At 47.5% G+C, this 17,235-nt stretch carries 18 protein-coding genes; 9 read left to right on the forward strand and 9 right to left on the reverse strand.

The features are described from left to right. The first annotated feature begins 145 nt into the window (after positions 1 to 145). From AC58QO_RS25360 to AC58QO_RS25380, 5 genes are all read left to right on the forward strand, one after another. The gene (locus AC58QO_RS25360) at positions 146 to 1,855 is read left to right on the forward strand and encodes a methyl-accepting chemotaxis protein (protein ID WP_497270441.1); all 1,710 of its coding nucleotides are present in this window, start codon (positions 146 to 148) and stop codon (positions 1,853 to 1,855) included. A 273-nt stretch (positions 1,856 to 2,128) separates the two neighbouring features. Further along, a complete protein-coding gene (locus tag AC58QO_RS25365; protein WP_497270443.1) occupies positions 2,129 to 2,596 on the forward strand; it encodes a hypothetical protein in 468 nt (155 codons plus the stop codon). Between the two features lie 19 nt (positions 2,597 to 2,615). After that, positions 2,616 to 3,473 carry an aminoglycoside 6-adenylyltransferase gene (locus AC58QO_RS25370; protein WP_497270445.1) on the forward strand — a complete coding sequence of 286 codons (858 nt, stop codon included), beginning with the start codon at positions 2,616 to 2,618 and terminating at the stop codon, positions 3,471 to 3,473. Between the two features lie 114 nt (positions 3,474 to 3,587). Then, a complete protein-coding gene (locus AC58QO_RS25375) occupies positions 3,588 to 4,634 on the forward strand; it encodes a P-loop NTPase family protein (protein ID WP_497270447.1) in 1,047 nt (348 codons plus the stop codon). A 150-nt stretch (positions 4,635 to 4,784) separates the two neighbouring features. Further along, a complete protein-coding gene (locus AC58QO_RS25380) occupies positions 4,785 to 5,291 on the forward strand; it encodes an ankyrin repeat domain-containing protein (protein WP_497270449.1) in 507 nt (168 codons plus the stop codon). Between the two features lie 59 nt (positions 5,292 to 5,350). Here the strand turns inward: AC58QO_RS25380 and AC58QO_RS25385 are convergent, their stop codons facing one another. Together AC58QO_RS25385 and AC58QO_RS25390 are read right to left on the reverse strand one after the other, a co-directional pair. Then, positions 5,351 to 5,869 (reverse strand): DUF2812 domain-containing protein, encoded by a 519-nt coding sequence (locus AC58QO_RS25385; protein WP_497270451.1) that lies wholly within the window; start codon positions 5,867 to 5,869, stop codon positions 5,351 to 5,353. Further along, on the reverse strand, positions 5,862 to 6,194 hold the full coding sequence (locus AC58QO_RS25390) for a PadR family transcriptional regulator (RefSeq protein WP_497270453.1): 333 nt from the start codon (positions 6,192 to 6,194) through the stop codon (positions 5,862 to 5,864). Before AC58QO_RS25390 ends, AC58QO_RS25385 begins: the two co-directional genes overlap by 8 nt. A gap of 241 nt (positions 6,195 to 6,435) precedes the next feature. Here AC58QO_RS25390 and AC58QO_RS25395 point away from each other — a divergent pair, with 241 nt between their 5' ends. After that, positions 6,436 to 6,990 carry a dihydrofolate reductase family protein gene (locus AC58QO_RS25395; RefSeq protein WP_497270455.1) on the forward strand — a complete coding sequence of 185 codons (555 nt, stop codon included), beginning with the start codon at positions 6,436 to 6,438 and terminating at the stop codon, positions 6,988 to 6,990. A 15-nt stretch (positions 6,991 to 7,005) separates the two neighbouring features. Here the strand turns inward: AC58QO_RS25395 and AC58QO_RS25400 are convergent, their stop codons facing one another. Further along, positions 7,006 to 8,226, reverse strand: a complete 1,221-nt coding sequence (locus tag AC58QO_RS25400) for an MFS transporter (protein WP_497270457.1) — start codon at positions 8,224 to 8,226, stop codon at positions 7,006 to 7,008. Between the two features lie 386 nt (positions 8,227 to 8,612). On the opposite strand from AC58QO_RS25400, the gene AC58QO_RS25405 reads away from it, so the two are divergent. Next, on the forward strand, positions 8,613 to 9,035 hold the full coding sequence (locus AC58QO_RS25405) for a DUF1232 domain-containing protein (protein ID WP_497270459.1): 423 nt from the start codon (positions 8,613 to 8,615) through the stop codon (positions 9,033 to 9,035). Positions 9,036 to 9,280: 245 nt separating this feature from the next. On the opposite strand, the gene AC58QO_RS25410 is transcribed toward AC58QO_RS25405, so the two are convergent. Further along, positions 9,281 to 10,351: a branched-chain amino acid aminotransferase gene (locus AC58QO_RS25410; protein ID WP_497270461.1), complete on the reverse strand. Its 1,071-nt coding sequence runs from the start codon at positions 10,349 to 10,351 to the stop codon at positions 9,281 to 9,283. Positions 10,352 to 10,482: 131 nt separating this feature from the next. Here AC58QO_RS25410 and AC58QO_RS25415 point away from each other — a divergent pair, with 131 nt between their 5' ends. Next, complete coding sequence (locus AC58QO_RS25415) at positions 10,483 to 11,373, forward strand: LysR family transcriptional regulator (RefSeq protein ID WP_497270463.1); 891 nt, start codon at positions 10,483 to 10,485, stop codon at positions 11,371 to 11,373. Between the two features lie 36 nt (positions 11,374 to 11,409). Next, positions 11,410 to 12,438, forward strand: a complete 1,029-nt coding sequence (locus AC58QO_RS25420; protein ID WP_497270465.1) for a TRM11 family SAM-dependent methyltransferase — start codon at positions 11,410 to 11,412, stop codon at positions 12,436 to 12,438. A 6-nt stretch (positions 12,439 to 12,444) separates the two neighbouring features. Here AC58QO_RS25420 and AC58QO_RS25425 read toward each other — a convergent pair whose 3' ends face one another. The 5 genes from AC58QO_RS25425 to AC58QO_RS25445 all read right to left on the reverse strand — a co-directional run bounded on the left by AC58QO_RS25425 (position 12,445) and on the right by AC58QO_RS25445 (position 17,190). Then, positions 12,445 to 13,062, reverse strand: a complete 618-nt coding sequence (locus AC58QO_RS25425) for a DUF3298 and DUF4163 domain-containing protein (protein WP_497270466.1) — start codon at positions 13,060 to 13,062, stop codon at positions 12,445 to 12,447. Positions 13,063 to 13,263: 201 nt separating this feature from the next. Further along, positions 13,264 to 13,428, reverse strand: a complete 165-nt coding sequence (locus tag AC58QO_RS25430) for a hypothetical protein (RefSeq protein ID WP_497270468.1) — start codon at positions 13,426 to 13,428, stop codon at positions 13,264 to 13,266. Between the two features lie 128 nt (positions 13,429 to 13,556). Further along, positions 13,557 to 14,657, reverse strand: coding sequence for a Ger(x)C family spore germination protein (locus tag AC58QO_RS25435; protein ID WP_497270470.1), 1,101 nt, complete (start codon positions 14,655 to 14,657; stop codon positions 13,557 to 13,559). Beyond that, positions 14,654 to 15,754 carry a GerAB/ArcD/ProY family transporter gene (locus tag AC58QO_RS25440; protein WP_497270472.1) on the reverse strand — a complete coding sequence of 367 codons (1,101 nt, stop codon included), beginning with the start codon at positions 15,752 to 15,754 and terminating at the stop codon, positions 14,654 to 14,656. Before AC58QO_RS25440 ends, AC58QO_RS25435 begins: the two co-directional genes overlap by 4 nt. Further along, entirely contained in the window at positions 15,751 to 17,190 is a 1,440-nt protein-coding gene (locus AC58QO_RS25445) for a spore germination protein (RefSeq protein ID WP_497270474.1), read from the reverse strand. Before AC58QO_RS25445 ends, AC58QO_RS25440 begins: the two co-directional genes overlap by 4 nt. Positions 17,191 to 17,235 lie beyond the last annotated feature (45 nt).

Consider the following 17,235-nt stretch of genomic DNA (forward strand, 5'->3'; position numbering starts at 1 on the left):
GCCCTCGAAACTTGTCGAATATAATCACTCATAGATGGCTGCTAGACGAGAAAAAGAACCTTCTTGAATTCAAAGGCAATAGAACGATGCACGTCATTTAGCGGCTAGAATTCGAAAAAAAGGAAGAAAAAAAGGGGGTCTTTTCATGATTAAAAATTGGTCATTAAAAACGAAGCTTCTATCTGGTATGCTCTTAGTTATTTTATTATTTACGATTGGGGCAGCGAACAATTACTTGAAACTAACTCAAGTCCAAAGTTCATTGAATCAGGAAACGGAGCGCAATACGGAGGTAAAGGCGGCTTACGAGCTTAAGAATTACGTAGGCATCCTGTACAGTAATCAAGCCGATGTCATTATTAATCAAAGTGATGAAGCAGCGAAAGAGTACAAGGAAAACGAAGTGAAATTCAAACAATTCATTGAGCTCATTGCCCAGAAATCGGACAGCCCGAAGGAAGTAGAGTTGGCCGCAAGTTTGCGAACCGCCAGCGAGGGGTTTATTAAATCGTTTGATGTGGTCATGGATATTTATAATAAAAGCAGTAAACTAACAGCTGCGCAGCTTCGCGAAGAAAATAAGAAGGCCGATGATCAGACGGACGAATTCAAACAAACCATCTATACCGTGGCAGATCAATATATCAACAACTTCAATCAAGAATCTAAGGAATCTAGAGATTATTTAACTGAGCAAATTCAGTCAGTCAATACTACACTCGTTATTTCTTGTATTATTGATATTTTGCTTGGCATAGGTATAGCATTACTGCTTAGCAGAATCATTATTGGACCAATCAATGCGTTGATGAATGTAGCACAAAGTATTGCCGAGGGAGACTTAACACGTACGATCAAGAGTCGTAGTAAGGATGAAATTGGGAAATTAACCGATAGCTTTAGTCGAATGATTTTTAATTTGCAAGAGCTGATTCGAGAGGTGAATGCAAGTTCACATGATGTGGCAGCTTCTTCGAAGCAGCTTTCGACAAGCGCAGAGGAAACCTCTGCGGCTTCGAACGAAATCGCGACTTCTATCCAGGCAGTAGCGCGAGGGGCTGAGGCTCAGGGCTTAGCTTCAAACGAAAGCGCAAGAGCCATGGAGGAGATGTCCGTAGGCATACAACGGATTGCTGAAACGTCTTCTACCGTCTCGGAAGTTTCTAATGATGCCTCGGAGAAAGCAAGGCATGGAAATGTATCTTTACAGCAAGTAATTCGTCAAATGGAATCCATACGGACCACAGTCGATCGAACAGCCTCCATGGTGCAGAAGCTCGACAAGCAATCCATAGAAATCGGAAGCATTGTAAGTGTGATCTCCAATATCGCCACCCAGACGAATCTGCTCGCGCTTAATGCAGCTATTGAAGCGGCTCGTGCCGGAGAACACGGTCGCGGCTTTGCCGTCGTTGCCGGAGAAGTACGCAAGCTTGCCGAACAATCAGGCAGCTCTGCCAATCAGATTATCGGGCTGATTGAGCAAATTCAGCAGGGGACGCAGCTAGCTGTCGATGCGATGAACGAGGGAACTAGAGAGGTTCATACAGGGATTGTCGTCGTGCATGAGGCAGGTGAGGCCTTTCAATTGATCCTGCAGGCGATCGATCAGGTGGCCGATCAGATTCGTGATGTTTCTGCAGTGGCTGAAGAGATGTCCGCTGGATCCGAGCAGGTGACGGCTTCGGTGATCGAATCAGCTAACATTGCACAGCAATCCTCCTTCGCTGCTCAGAATGTAGCGGGGAGTGCTGAGCAGCAGCTTGCAGCGCTGCAAGAAGTCGCTGCGTTCGCGAACGACTTGAACAGTATGTCACTAAGGCTGCAGCAAGCCGTCGGTAAGTTCAAGCTATAAAAAGTTTCTATGGATCAACCGCATCTCGGGTGCGATGTTTACGGTATTTGGTTTATTGGCAGTGATAGGGCTACTCTTTCGGGAGTAGCTTTTTTTGCGCTTAGGCTTTGAGCTGCATGCTGTGTAGGGCTTGCCAATTCACTGGCGATGGAGGCAGTACGGTACGAGATGCAGAATGAGCCATAGCTGCACGTATATGATATATTGGGATAAAATGGGAAGATTTTTATGTACAAATAGATGGAAATCATCCAGTTAATAGGGGGAGGAAATATGAGCAAATTTAACTTTATCGCCGCAGATCAGTCGCTGCCGAAAGTCGATCTTACAGGACTTTTACGCATGAAGGTAAAAGATATCAAAAAGATGGATCCGCTCCCTACGGGAGCGCTGCCTTGGGATGAAGTAGATGATGAGCTGGATGTATGGTATGCAGGCGCGGAAGCGGATACGGAAGGGCTGCAAATTGCCGCATGCACAAGCCCGCCATACGAACTAGATGCCTATATAAGCAAGCCTTGCGTCTATTGGATCGGTGGGAGTTGGGATGCGGCATGTAAGAGGCAGCTTTTAGACTATCTGAATAACCTGCACTCGATTGCGAACCCGATTGAACTGTGGTCGATTTGGTTTGGCGAGGGCATTCAAGAAATCGAAACGCTTGAGGTGGAGTTGGAGAAGTTGACAACAGAGGATTTGTCATGGTTTCAAGGCGGGAATAGATGTATCGTGCTCAAATGAATCGAAAAGGGAGATGACTATGCGTAATGAACAAGAAATGATAGCCCTTATTCTAGATACAGCTCGACATGACGAGCGCATCCGCGCGGTTATGATGAATGGGTCGCGTACGAATCCGAATGTGCCACGGGATGATTTTCAGGATTACGATATCGTCTATTTCGTACAGGAAACCGGTTCTTTCCGTTCAGATCCGGGTTGGATCGATCGGTTCGGAGAGCGGCTCATCATGCAGATGCCGGATGATAACGAATTGTATCCGACGGAGCCTACAGAGCGCATTGTGTATCTCATGCAATTCCAAGATGGGAATCGGATTGATCTCACATTAATCCCTTTGGCGCAACGCCAGCAGTTGATGAAGCCTGATAGCTTAAGTGTATTGCTTCTAGATAAGGACGGGGCAATAGGTCGGCTTCCTGTCTCTAGCGACAGAGACTACCATATTCGCAGACCTACGGAGAAACTTTTTCAAGGGGCATGCAATGAATTCTGGTGGATCTGCTTGAATATGGCGAAGGGACTTTGGCGCGAAGAGTTGACCTATGTCATGTTTATGTACGAGCAAATCAACCGAAATGTCCTGATTCAGATGATCGAGTGGAAGATAGCGATGCGTTCGGACTTCACAATGAGTGCTGGCAAATGCGGTAAGTACATGCCAAACCACCTGACTGCTGGGGAGTGGCAGGCGTTCGAAGCAACTTATACGGATGCCGATTACATTAACATTTGGAATTCGCTCTTTAAGATGTGTGACCTGTTCAGTGAAACCGCGCAAGAGGTTGCTGAGTATCTGAACTTCGAATACGTTCACTCGGAAGAACGGAATGTTCGTGGTTATTTGCATGAAGTGCGAAGTCGACGTAAGAAATGAGTATCATTGTAGAGAGTGTTTACTCTATAGAGTAACGATTTTTATTTATACAGTAATTAATATTGCATTTGGAAGTAATTTATATTACTCTTAGAAGTAAGGAGGTTGAATCTATTGGATGATATTCGATTGAATGTACCTTTCCTTCGCGGGCGCGTTCCTAATTTGACGAGCGCTGCTCGGGCGGTTGGGTTACGTTCTGCGACAGTTTCAAATCTATGTACGGGTAAAATACCAATTGGCCGCGCAGAGGTACGAACCCTTGTCGCATTGGCATCTTTGGCAAATTGCAGCTTGGATGAACTTATTCTAGTTGGGGAGAGATTCGAAATGATCGAAACCGGCATTAAGACCTTAGATCTGTTCGCACCATTAGCCAAAGGAGGCACAACAGGGCTAGTCGCCCGTCCGAAAATGGGGCAATTAGTTATTCTCGCCGAGCTCTTGCATGTATTGAAGAAGCAAGGTTATGCGACTATTCTTCTTAAGCCTGAAGGGGAGCATCCCGAAATTGAAGACGTGACAGGTGATGTGGGAGTCATTTGCAGCAGCGTAGAAGAGGCCTTCCAGAAGATTAGCAAAATCGGTGCTGCTCAGGATGTTATTCTTGCCGCGGACCGTTCGCATGTGCTCAGCAATGAGCTCTATCAGCTGCAGGACCGACTTCAGGAAGCAGGTGTACAGTCCCTGACTACGTTGCTGGTTGATCTGAAAGGTGAAGCGGTCGATGAGGATTTGCCTTACGGGCCGCTCGAGACGCTGTGGCAATTTGATGCGGACTTAGCAGCCCGGCACATTTACCCGGCAGTAAATCCAGTGCAGTCCACCTCCGAAATTATCGAGGGGTCCTACACAGATGCACTTCACCTATCCGTCGCACAAAAGGCGAAGAAGCTGCTGCGCCGTTATAAGGAATTGCGCTTTCTAGTACACGTTCATGGCTTGGAGGGGCTACCTGCTGCTGAAGTACAAACCTTTGGGCGCGGGGAGCGCCTGGAGGCCTATCTCACACAGCCTTTGTATGTGGCTGAAGCGATGACAGGCGCAGCTGGTGTGACTGTTTCTTTGCAGGAAACGCTGCAAGATGTGCAGCGAATTCTGGATGGAAATGAGGATCAAACCGATACGAAAGAACTGATGTATATGGGTCGCTTAACTTAGTATTAAGCGCGAGTAACCGAAGGCCTGCAGCGATGTTACTGCGGGTCTTTTTTGCAAGTCGCATAGGTGTGATTTATTTAGTAGGGGAAAAAGGAAATATCTAGATTATCGCCGAATTGACATACATACAAGTTAGAGGAGGCTCCCTACATGATCAATGATGCATTTACAGCAGCACGCACGGGCGACGCAAATCGAGTAAAGGAGCTGCTGGACACGGATCTTTCGCTTGTTAATGCGGAGAACAGTGACGGACTAACCCTTTTGGGATTCGCGGCTCATTTCGGTAAGGGAGAAGTGATTAAGCTGCTTTTGGAAAATGGCGCTGATGTAAATGCCTTATCGCACTCTCGAGTCAGTTATATCCCTTCGAATACGGCGCTACACGCAGCAATCGCTGGCGAGCGGAGCCTAGAGGTCATTCAACTGCTGCTCGCTCACCGGGCGAAGCCGACGATTATGGATAGCAATGGGCATACGAGTTTGCATGTGGCTGCTTTCCATAAGGATAGTACACCAATTATTGGGCTATTGCTGGAGCATGGTGCGGACGTAAATGCGAAGTCGGAGGACGGCGTTTATGCGATTGATCTGGCCAAAGAGCAAGGACATACTTCGGTGATTGCCATGCTGAGAGAGCATGGAGCCATTGGATAGTGGAGAGCGCCTAACGAAGCTAGGTGATCTAAAGGACATTCAGCTAAGCAGTTAGCAAATCAGAGAATGTCCTTTTTGGCTTGTAGTTTTTTATTTGCAGCGACTAAACGGTATAGACTAATGCCCAGCAAGCCAAGGACTGGCACATAGAGGATCAGCAAGGGATAAAAGATCGTATTGTTTATGTTTATCATGAAAATAGGGATTTGTGCGGCAGTAACCGCCGTAAATACGCCGATGAGCCGTTTATTCCGCTCGATCATGGAGTCAATGTCCGTGAAAATTTCCGGCTTTGTATGTTGATACGTTTGTCTCCAGATATACCAGCCTGCGCCGCTGTAAATTTTATCCCAACCTGTATCTTCGAAAATACCTGCATAATTAGCATCGACCTTCGTTTGGTAATCTACGCAATAGCTCATTTTGCGGGGAGCGCCTTTCTCAAAGTGGAATCGCAGGCCATTCCAATTCACACGAAGCAAATGCCAACCTTGTGCCTCCATATCCTCCAACCATGCCGTAATCGTCTCCGATTGTGAACTGTCCCACCATTTAAATACTTTTTTGGTCTCATTCATATAAAGATCCCTCTACTTTCTTCGCGTTTTCGTATAACTCTGTGATTCTGGCGATCTCCAGCTTGAGCAGTTCTTTGCCTGACGGGGTAATGCGATACAGCTTACGGCGCTCTTCTTCAGCTACAGCCTGAATCAAACGATCCTTCTCCATGCGAGATAAGCTGCCATAAATGGTTCCAGGACCTAGGTGGATCCGACCTTGCGTCAGTTCCTCAACAAACTGAATAATGCCATATCCGTGCCGAACTTCCGTTAGGGAAAGCAAGATGTAATAGGCCGTTTCGGACATCGGTAAATATTGACGATAGAGCTTTTCGCTATCCATAAAATCTCCTTTGGTTTATATCAGTGTGTGTTGTATCATGTCTCGTTGTATCACGTCGTGATATATCATGAGATGAGTATATCACCGCGTGATATAGAGCGCAATAGGCTCTGCAAAAATAGTGGATACACGAACGAAAGTGCAAATTGCACTTCCAGGCTCTAAGTACTTGTTAAAAGTTCTTTTGTGTTACTATTTGGACATAAGGCGTTCATTTGGAAGTAGAAGGAGCAAATTCACGATGAGGAAAATTGTAGCTGGACTATTTATGTCACTGGATGGGGTCATTGACTCGGCAGAGAACTCGCCTAAGAAGTGGGGCAATGCAGAAATCATGGAGCGAATCGCGGAGGGTGTGGCGAAAGCGGATGCGGTACTCTTGGGGCCGCAGACGTATCAGTTTTTGGCGCAATTCTGGCAGCATCAGAGCAATGAGGTGCCGATGGCGAAATTCTTGAACAATACACCGAAATACGTGGTTTCAAAAACGCTGGATACGTTAGCGTGGCAACCAGCGACACTGCTTAGAGGCGATTTCGTAGAGGAAATTACGAAGCTCAAAAAGCAGCCAGGCCTGAACATTCAAGTTCCAGGCAGCCCTACGCTTGTGCGATCGTTGCTGCGAGAAGGGCTGCTGGATGAGCTTAACCTCAACATTTGTCCGGTTGTAGCTGGGTCTGGCGTGCGTCTTTTCGATGGGATCGAGGATGTGGTGAATCTCAAGATGATCGACTCCAAAGGTTACAGTAACGGCGTTATGGCCGTAACCTACCGGATCGTGAGAGCTGGCGAATAGCAGCTTGGTCATTACTTAAACGGCTCTGCGAATTGCGCTTCCTGTGGCCGTTGTTCGTTGCTCTTTTAGCATAAACATAATATTCATTAGACCAAATACCAAGAAACAGACCCAAGGCAGGCCCTGCCAGCCAAGGTAGTTGCCCAGATCATACAAATAGCCGCCGCCTACGTTTCCGATGATGGCTCCGATGGAGAGAGCAAAGCTGTTGAAACCAAAATAGCTGGCAATTTGCTCATCCCCGGCATAGTCGGAAACCATGGTATTCATCATGGGCTGTAGAAAAACTTGTCCAATCATGAAGGCGATAACCCCCGCATAGATTCCCCACATGGAACCCATCATGCCCAATGTAAATAAGCCCCCAGCAAGCAGTAAGGTACCCAGCGACATCACGCCAAAAGGCTGCAGCTTATTGTTGCCTAATTTGGACAGTGGAACCTGCAGAAGGACCATGACAATGGCGCCACTGCTGTAAATAAGACCGATATTCGCATCGCTAGCAAGCTGATGGACACGGAACGGAACCGCAATATATAACTGAGTGACAAGGGACCATGAGATCATCGTGAAGATCATAAAACGTCGAAAAGGACGATTGCTCAGCACGGTTTTCATTTGTGATAAGATGCCCGTATAGGCCTTGCGAGATTGCTCACTCTGGATCGTCGGCAAGAAGAAGAGACTGAAGAAAAAGGAAAATGCGAATATCAGCGTAGCGGCCAAACTGACGTATTTGAAATGAAAGCCCATGAGTAAGGCACCTAAGACGGGACCTACAACGAATCCCATATTGCTTAACATTTCTCGAATGGAGTAAATGGTAATACGGTTACTCGAAGTGGATAGTGCCGCATAATAGGCATAGCTTGCTGGGTTGAAAAGAGATCCGCCTAAGCCGGAGAAGAAACAAGCAATGATAAAGCCAGGGATGCTGTCGACAAAGCCAAACATGCCAAATCCAAAGGTACGGATCAACAAACCGATGAGAATCGTACGCTTATATCCAAGCTTGTCGGCCAACGTACCGCAAAGAACGGAAAGCCCTTGCTGGCTGAAGCTGCGAATCGCTGAAATGATCCCAACCATGCTGACTGTCAGGAGAATGTCGTTTAATAGATAAGAGGCAAGCAGAGGGATCATCATATAAAATCCGACGGCCATACTGAACGTATTCATGAACATGACCCAGAAGGGCAGCCGAATGGAAGTAAGTTTTTTCAAGATGGATCGCATAAGTAAGCCCTCGTTTCTTACAGCAAGATGTTAATTTCAACACCATACAGGATAAGCGTGTATTTGTATAGGGGATTCTTTGGATGGACTTGGGTAAAAGTTAGTTGAGGCTATTTGGATCTGTGTCACGTTCTTGGTAAGAATAACTATACGATAGAAAAGCCAGGCGGAATAGCGGATTGGCGGCTTTCCGTTCGTTCGATAAGCCGGTCATGGGATCTCCTTCGCCGTCCAGGGTTTCTCACGATTGTTGCCAGATGCGATTAACTATAATTAAATAGAGCATAACAATCAGAGGTAAACGGAAACCGAGACTTCATGCATGAGATAGGTGTAAAATAGTGGGTATATATATGGTAAATGCTGATGAATGGAGTGGTCGCGAAATGAATTCTTCCAAATATGAAAAATACTTCTCTATTGATGGCTTCTGGTCCAAATTGAAAAAAGGAGCCAAAAAAGCTGGCAGTAAAGTGATTTATACTGGCTTGCTGCTTTTTTACGCTTTGGATAGTCCGAAAACGCCGCTCCGCGCGAAGGTTCAAATCTATGGTGCGCTGGGATATCTCATCCTGCCGCTGGATCTCATGCCCGATCTGCTGCCCGTTGTGGGTTATGTGGATGATTTAAGTGCGCTAGCTTTTGCCTTGGCGGCAGTCTCGAAAAGCATTGATGATGAGGTCAGGCGTAAAGCCAAGAACAAGCTGAGGGATTTCCTTGGCGATGATGCGGTTAGCAGCAAGGATATCATCGATATTGATGGTCATGTGGTGGAGGAGCAGAGGAAAGCGAAGGACGAGGAGAAATAGCCGGTAGCGATTCGGGCTACCGAAGGGAACGTGAGGGCGCTATTTGAAGCAAAACACCAATTTGGTGGGGGAAAGGGAACGAGGAGACGCTATTTGTTCATTGGAGATGAAATAGCGGAACCACGTTCCCTTTCAAGCCAGCTGTTGGACCCAAAGTGTGAAGAAGATACAAAAAGACACCCAGCAGGGTGCCTTTTTGTTATGTTGATGCGTAGATGTGGCGCAGCGACACAGGCATGATAGATTTAAACCTTTAACATCCAGCCAAACGTGTCCGGCAGCTTGCCGCTTTGAATACCGGTGATCGTTGTGTACAGTCGCTCCACGAGCTCACCGATCTCCCCATGGTTCACGACCATTGGCGTTCCGTTCCACAGTAAGCTGCCGATAGGCGATACGACCGCAGCGGTGCCGGTACCGAATGCTTCTTCCAGCGTCCCATTCGCATGGGCCTGGACGATGTCATCGATCGATATTTTACGCTCGGATACCGGAATACCCCATGCCTTGAGCAGGTGGATAATGCTTCCACGCGTGATCCCTTCTAGAATGCTGCCGCTAAGGCTTGGCGTGACGACTTCTCCGTTAATTTTGAAAAAGACGTTCATACTGCCGACTTCTTCCAAATACTTCTTCTCGATGGCGTCGAGCCATAGTACTTGCGCACAGTTATGCTCTTTGGCCAGCATTTGTGCCTTCAAGCTGGCTGCGTAATTGCCGGCTACTTTGGCATTGCCTGTCCCGCCTTGCACGGATCGCGCATAATAGCTTTCCACAAGGATGTTAATCGGCTGCAGCCCTTCCTCATAGTAAGCATCCACTGGCGACATAATGATAATAAAGGAATAAGTAAAGGATGGGCGGACACCTAGCACGCCTTCCGTTGCAATGATGAACGGACGGATGTACAAAGAAGAACCCTTCTTCTTCGGTACCCATGCGGCATCGATGCGAACTAGCTCTTGAATAGCACGAACAACGAATTCTTCATCCAATTGCGGGATGCTGAGCCGTTCACTAGAGCGATTTAAACGCTTGGCATTTTGATCCGGACGAAATAAAACAACTTCATCGCTCTCGGTGCGGAAAGCCTTCATTCCCTCGAAAACCGCTTGCCCATAATGGAAAACCATCGCCGCGGGATCATGAGAAATCGGACCATACGGAATGATGCGAGGATCGTGCCAACCTGTGCCTTCTTCATAATCCATCATAAACATATGCGCTGTAAAATGCTTTCCAAATCCTAGATTCTCATCTAAATTAGGCATGGGTTTGCCGCTTTGATTTTGTTCTATGCGAATGCTTCCGTACATACGTTGTGCCACCTTTCAGTTGGAGGGTTCTCACAATCTTTTACCCTTAACTATAGAAAATTCGCAATCATTGATCAATTGCGATTTATCAATTACTATCATAGTTAATAACTATGATCGGGGGACGCTAGGTGGATTATCGGTTGTTGGTCTATTTTTTGGCAGTGTGTGAGGAACTGCACTTCACCAAAGCTGCAGAGAAGCTGGGCATTAGCCAGCCTACGCTCAGTCAGCAGATCCGATTGTTGGAGGATCGGGTGGGATCTCCGCTTTTTCAGCGCATGGGTAAAAAAGTGTACGTGACCGAAGCGGGTGAGATTCTGCGCAAGCATAGTCGCAACATTTTTCACGAGCTGGAGCAAGCCAAGATGGCGATGAATGAGCTGCAAGGGATGCAGCGCGGGCGATTAAGGATCGGCTGCTCGGGGAATCATTTGCTGACGGCGACGATCATGACGTTTCATGCCAAATATCCGAATATTGAGCTTTCCGTCATGGAGCTGGCTACCGAAGAGACCAAAGAAAAGCTGCTGAGCAATGAGTTGGATGTTGGCGTGGTTTTTTTGCCGGAGGAGGACGAGCAGCTGCGGTGTATCCCACTGTACCAAGAGAAGCTTCAGCTTGTGATATCGGCTCAGCATGCGTTTGCCCAAGATCAGGTGAAGGAGATTCGGTTGGCGGAGCTGACAGAGATTCCGATTGCGATGCTGCAGCAGAAGTTCTACGTTCGGCAATTGATGGACGATTGCTGCGCGCAGAGGGGTCTTGCTTGGAAGCCGATTGTGGAGCTGTCTACGCTCGAATCTCTGCTGCAGATGGCCAAAAATCATGTATGCGGGGCGATTCTGCCTCAATCCTATGTGGAGGGCATGGGTTCTCAGATGCGTGAGCAGAAGCTTTGCGCGATCCCGATTATCGATCCTGTTCCACAGAAGGAAGTGGGCATTGTGTATCGGAAGGATATGTTTTTGTGCAAAACGATGGATACATTCGTGAAGCAGGTTATTCAGGAATTTGCTTAGCGTTAAGGGAAGAGCGAGGGTATGGAGCATATGAGTATGGAACAAGGCATAGAGCAAGAGAGTAAGGAGCAAAGCATAGAGCAGCAAGAGAGTAAGGAACAAAACATAGAGCGAAAGAGTAAGGAACATATCTATGTATTTGCCTGTCATGAGGATGAGCAGGCCTTATGTCAGTTAGAGCTGCGCACGCTGCTAGGCGCAGAAGCTGTTATTGGTGCGCGCTACGCAGTCAGCGCGCGTAGGGTGGAGCCGAGCCGCAGCCCGTTTCTAAAGCTGCGGATGGATGTTGCCCTCGAGGCCGACAGCCTGCTGGCGCTGGCCACGCAGATGAGCACGTTGACCGTGCGCGGGGCAACGTTCAAGGTTGTGTTCGCGGAGACGGACACAGCGGTCAGCTATGACCGCCAGCGGAGCGTCGAGCGCGAACTAGGTCTTCAGCTGCGCGGCAAGGCCGAGATGCGCAGGCCGGAGCAGTATTTCGCCGTGACGGAGCTGGGAGGCCGGTGGTTGTTCGGCGAGGGCAGCTACGGCGAAGCCGTGTGGCTTCAGCATCAGCAGAAGCCACAGAATTACTCCACCGCCCTGGGTACGCGCCTCGCGCGGGCGGTGGTGAACATCGCCGTGCCCGAGGTGGCGGGCACGCGGGTCATTGACCCGTGCTGCGGCATCGGCACGGTGCTGGTGGAGGCGATGTCGATGGGCATCGACATTGTGGGCTGCGATATCAACCCGCTGGCCGTGCGCGGCGCGCGGGTGAATCTGGACCACTTCGGCATGCCGGACGTGGTCCAGATCGCAGACATGCGGACGCTCGTTCCGCATCCTGCCGGTTCAAGGCCCAGCTACGATGCGCTGATCCTGGACATGCCTTACAATCTTTGCTCCGTGCTTCCGGAGGAAGAGAAGCTGGAGATGCTGCAGGCTGCCCGCCAGTTAGCACGGCGCGCGGTGATTGTCACAACAGAGCAGATCGACACGCTTTTGATCAAAGCGGGCTTCCACATTGATTCACGCTGCACCGTGAACAAGGGCAATTTCAGCCGACAGATTATCGTCTGCGTGTAGCCAGCACTAATACATCATTTTGCCCAGCGGGCCGTCATCTGCAATGATGTCTTGAAGGAGATACGCCGAAATCGGGAAGTAGAGGAATCCATACACATAAGCCGCTAACTCGTAGACTTGGAAATAAACAACAAGCGATTTATCCGCGATATAGAAGTCTTGATCAGGGCGAATGCCTTTAAACTCAACCAACAAAGGAATCTCACGGCGCTTGATCTCGGCGGCAACAATTTCACTAATTTTAGCAACATAATCGCTGCCTGGCTTAAATAACTCGTTCAGCGTATAGCTTTTTCCAGTTTCCGTGCTGAAGGTCAACGAATTTTGAATCGTGAGTCCATGAGCTCCGCCCGAAAAAGCATAGTTCATCAAAGATAGACTTAGTACGCGGCGCTCATTGGTCTTGATCTCATAATAAGCAGTTATTTCAGTCATGGGGTTCGTGAGATAGCCCTGATCGTGCAGCTGTTTGTTCACCGCATTGACGATCGTCGTGTTAATCTGATGCTGTACCGTTTCAGGAGTCAAGTGAATGACGGAGGGGTACATCAGATCTAATTTGTTATGAAGCACCTTATACGTTTGTATGCTGACGGGCTGGTGTTCCAATTCTAAGTCGTTCAAGTTTCATCATCCCAACGTTTTTGCTACACCATATTCAAAAACTGGGCGTTTGGTTCAATGCATGGCATGGAATTCATTCTATAAGCAAAGATAAAGAGCTTTCCCTACATCGCAATTGGCGTGAGGGAAAGCTCTTTATTTTGCAAGTTGGCAGGTACGTCTACCTGCTACAACTCGGTTAGGGTGCGCAACTGAAGCGAATTATTCCTGTGAGGTGTTTTCCTCATCATTAGTATTGGATGTTGAACTTTGCAGCGCAGCAGACAATTCCTCTACTTGTTGCTGAGATTGGCTGTCTTCAGCATTCGCCTGAGCAGCATTAATAGCGTGACTGACTACGTCGTCATTACTATTCGTCGTTGACATGGTACGATCACCTCCTTCAATTTTTCGCCAGAAAACTGGCATCGTAAGCATAAGCTAGGATTCAACCAACTAAGTATTCTTCAGATGGAGGGGAAATATGCAAACATATCGTAAGTTTTTTGCTGACGTTATTCCAAAATGCCAGTGTTAAGAATCTTGATCTTCACTTTTGGTGTAATACTGATTTTTGAATACTGCTCACGCCACCAGTCCATGCCTCCAAAAAGCTTAGGATGATAGGCTGCAACCTCATGTCCAAGATCTAAGTAATCGCAGTTCGTCTTCTGCAAGGTTGCAAGCACGTTAGATGCCTTTGCCGTGATGTCAGCTGCGATTTGCTTTTCTAGCTCTTTGAGCATGTCTTTCGTGTGTTTTTTAGATCCAAGTCCTGCTTCGATTAATTTAAGATCCAGGTCTAACGAGAGTTCAATGTCATGAAGAATGTTATCCTTTTCGTTAATATGGAAATCTCGATGGGCGTTCTGCACCAGAGCTGAGTAATTTTGTTCGCCCAATTTACCCATGAGCAGCTGGATTTTGCCCGATGTGCCATCCATCAGAGTAGCTAGCTGGGTAGCCTCATCATCTAGATTGACGCCAGTATACTTCCCGTCTCGAAATAAGGAGGTGCCAGCGAGCCGAACCCCGTTCTCATAAGGCTCGAACCGATTAAGTGCAAAGTCGTTAATGAACCCAGAGCCCCCAAGAATAAAATGGACTAGTTTGTTAGAAGGGATTTTGCCCCTCTCCTTATCCTCTTCTAATAAGCCTACCAGAAATTCCGACATGGTCTGATCTTTAATTTTTTTCTTATTCAGCAGCTTCGTAAGATCGCCGTCATATACCGCAAGATAGCCATATAACGGATTGGCTATGAATTGGCTGGTAATATTCAAATAGTTCAGAGGCTGATCTTTGGCGAATCTGGTGCTTATGAGAAATAACCTGGTTTCCAGTACAGAGAGGACACCAGGGAATTCTTTATTTGTTTTACTCACGGCGTCATAGATGTTATCGCCTGTTGACTCCATGAATAAGTTGTTCGGGGTACCTCCCCCCTGATTGGCATTCTGAAGTGAGGAAATCACATAGCTGACCTTAAGTTGCTTGCTGTCACCCTCGTAATCTACGCCGATCACATCGACAAAAAGCAGTTTCTTTAGATGTAACTGATCCCAGCATCCTGTCAGCAGCAGGCAGATGATGATTGAAGCAATCACTCTCTTCATATCTCATTCCTCCCCGCGCCACGCAGCCCAGAAATGATGAGAAGAACGACTGGAAGACCTACGATCAACGTGATGGACACGATATCTTGAATCGCAGCAACCTGCAGAATGTCGTTACGCTTCGTTAGGAAGAAACCTCCAAGGAGACAAACGCCTACCATCGCCCATACCCATACATGCTGCTTTCCCAAGCCTTGACTGCGTAGATGCACGAATGCTTTAGCAGCCATAAAGAAATACACATAGACCGTTGCTGATACAATGCATACATAGAAGATGAGGAACAAGATGTCAATGCTCTGTAAGATATCAACCCGATAGTTCTTTAATATAAAAATGATCGGTTCCGGAATAACCTTAAGCTGTGTCAAGCTGAACTTCATAGAGCAGATCAGGCAAACGGCAATATAAAATACGGCTGTGAAGGCGTTCGCCAGTGTCATCGCAAGCAGAAGCTTTTTTTTGCTTTTGGTTTGCACGTACGGGTAAGCATAAAGGAGTAGATCATAACCAACATAAGCGCTAAATGCGGTATACACGCCCTTCATAATCGGATACCAACCGCCTTGCAAAACCGGCAGCAAATTTTTTTCATTAAGACCGTAGATTCCGCTAAATACGATTAGCAAAAAACTTATGTAAGCGAAGATCATAAAGGTTTGCGATACATTAGCAAGCTGTTTCAGCGTTGAAGTAGCGGCATAGCCGCACACAATGAGAAGCATAAGAATGAGAACCCACCTTGGCGTGAGTTGAAACAGCCATCTTTTTAAAATGTCACTATAGAGTAAGGTCAACAAGAGTCCGGAAAGGGTGTAATAGCATCCAAATAACAAATTGATGCTTGCTCCAATCGGTTTACCTACTATCAGTGGGAGGTAGGCATAAAAGTTACGCGTTGGGTATCGGCTGCCTAGCCACCAAAGCAGTATGATACCAACTTGTGCGGCAAGTCCGCCAAGCAAAACAGCCAGCCACGTATCGTGGCCCGCAACTCCAGCCTCTACATGGGGCAGCGATAATACTTCGGTTCCGAGCTGAGCCATAACAACTATCGAGATCAGTTGTCTTCCAGTGATGGTTTCTTCCTTTCTCAACGCTTCCAACTCCTTGGATTTCGTATCCTTATTCGATTGCTCGAAATCGTTCCTATAGGGCGCTTACGCAAGCTCCAAAGCGGTGCCCTAAACAGCGTATCCTTCGTATCACGGAAGGAGAAGGGCGGCGTATAGTAAGGGAGTCCCATCGTTGTCATTTGGCACAGATGTATACAAATTATCATGGAGAAGAAAGCAAGGCCAAACAAGCCGAACAACGAGGAAAGAAGGAGCGCAGGATAGCTTAGCAAGCGAACCGCACTGCTCATCTCGTATGAAGGCAGGACAAAGGAGGCAAGTCCCGTTAAAGCAGTTACGATAACAATGGTATTGGAAACTAAATTGGCCTGCACGACCACCGTTCCAATAACAATACCGCCTACTACGCCGATGGTTTGGCCGACGGGACTCGCCAGCCGAATGGTTGCTTCTCTTAAAATCTCAAGCATGAACATCATCGAAAGCGCCTCAAGCACCGGCGGGAAGGTAATGAATTTCAATGAGCTCTGCAGCGTATTGACGAAATTGATCGGCAGCAGTTGTGGATTAAAGGCACTGACCGCTACATAAATGGCAGGCAGGCCAATCGTAATAAAAAGGCAGCTAATGCGCAAAAGCCGAAAAAAAGTGCCTATCAGCCAACTGACTTGGTAATCATCAGGACTTTGGAAGAAAGACCAGAACGTTACCGGCAGGATGATCGCGTCTGGTGACCCTGCTGTTCCAACGACGACTTTCCCTTCCATTAAATAGGCACGTGCGCGGTCTGGACGTTCCGTAATGAGCAGTTGTGGAAATAGGCTGAATTTCTTCTCCCGGATCATCTCGTCGATAAATCCTGGCGCCTCGACATAGTCAATGTCAATGCTATTAAGCCGTCGGTCTATTTCCTCAACGATCGCTGTCTGCGCAATCGTCTTGATGTACATGACAGCTACCTTCGTCCGCGATAGCCGTCCAATCGTATATGTTTTTACGACGAATTCTGCAGAATTAATTAGCTTGCGCATGAGATTGATGTTGGTATCTAAATTCTCAATGAAGGCTTCGTTCGCACCGCGTAAAACCCGTTCGTTGGTCGGGATATTGATAGAGCGCTCCTTCTTTAAATCCACCCCAAGCAGGTAAAGCTTACTGTCTCCGCTATGATAGAGTACGACCTTACCGTACAAAATGGCTTGAACCGCTTCATCCAAATGCTCCGTTTCAGCATAGTCGAGAATCGTCACGGCATCACGGACAGAGTCCTGAGGGCGGAGAAACAGCGGCTTCAGAATAAAATCTTGAACGAGGGACGAATCGACCAACGTGTCGAAATAAAACAGCTTAAACACTGTTCCTCCAATGACCAGCTGTTTCGATTGAAAGTCGCTTTGTTCGGAGAAAAGTTGGTGGAAATAGGGCTCTGCCGCCTCAATCGATGGACTTTGTCTCACACGTTTTCCCTCCTTCAACATCAGTTCCCCTTACTTTAACCTGCG

It is taken from the genome of Paenibacillus sp. J31R30, assembly GCF_059692115.1.

Coding starts and splice junctions, on each gene's coding strand:
- AC58QO_RS25435 (WP_497270470.1), bottom strand. CDS start 14,657: ATGAAGAGAGTGATTGCTTCAATCATCATCTGCCTGCTGCTGACAGGA.
- AC58QO_RS25360 (WP_497270441.1), top strand. CDS start 146: ATGATTAAAAATTGGTCATTAAAAACGAAGCTTCTATCTGGTATGCTC.
- AC58QO_RS25420 (WP_497270465.1), top strand. CDS start 11,410: ATGGAACAAGGCATAGAGCAAGAGAGTAAGGAGCAAAGCATAGAGCAG.
- AC58QO_RS25370 (WP_497270445.1), top strand. CDS start 2,616: ATGCGTAATGAACAAGAAATGATAGCCCTTATTCTAGATACAGCTCGA.
- AC58QO_RS25410 (WP_497270461.1), bottom strand. CDS start 10,351: ATGTACGGAAGCATTCGCATAGAACAAAATCAAAGCGGCAAACCCATG.
- AC58QO_RS25365 (WP_497270443.1), top strand. CDS start 2,129: ATGAGCAAATTTAACTTTATCGCCGCAGATCAGTCGCTGCCGAAAGTC.
- AC58QO_RS25405 (WP_497270459.1), top strand. CDS start 8,613: ATGAATTCTTCCAAATATGAAAAATACTTCTCTATTGATGGCTTCTGG.
- AC58QO_RS25395 (WP_497270455.1), top strand. CDS start 6,436: ATGAGGAAAATTGTAGCTGGACTATTTATGTCACTGGATGGGGTCATT.
- AC58QO_RS25400 (WP_497270457.1), bottom strand. CDS start 8,226: ATGCGATCCATCTTGAAAAAACTTACTTCCATTCGGCTGCCCTTCTGG.
- AC58QO_RS25430 (WP_497270468.1), bottom strand. CDS start 13,428: ATGTCAACGACGAATAGTAATGACGACGTAGTCAGTCACGCTATTAAT.
- AC58QO_RS25385 (WP_497270451.1), bottom strand. CDS start 5,869: ATGAATGAGACCAAAAAAGTATTTAAATGGTGGGACAGTTCACAATCG.
- AC58QO_RS25380 (WP_497270449.1), top strand. CDS start 4,785: ATGATCAATGATGCATTTACAGCAGCACGCACGGGCGACGCAAATCGA.
- AC58QO_RS25390 (WP_497270453.1), bottom strand. CDS start 6,194: ATGGATAGCGAAAAGCTCTATCGTCAATATTTACCGATGTCCGAAACG.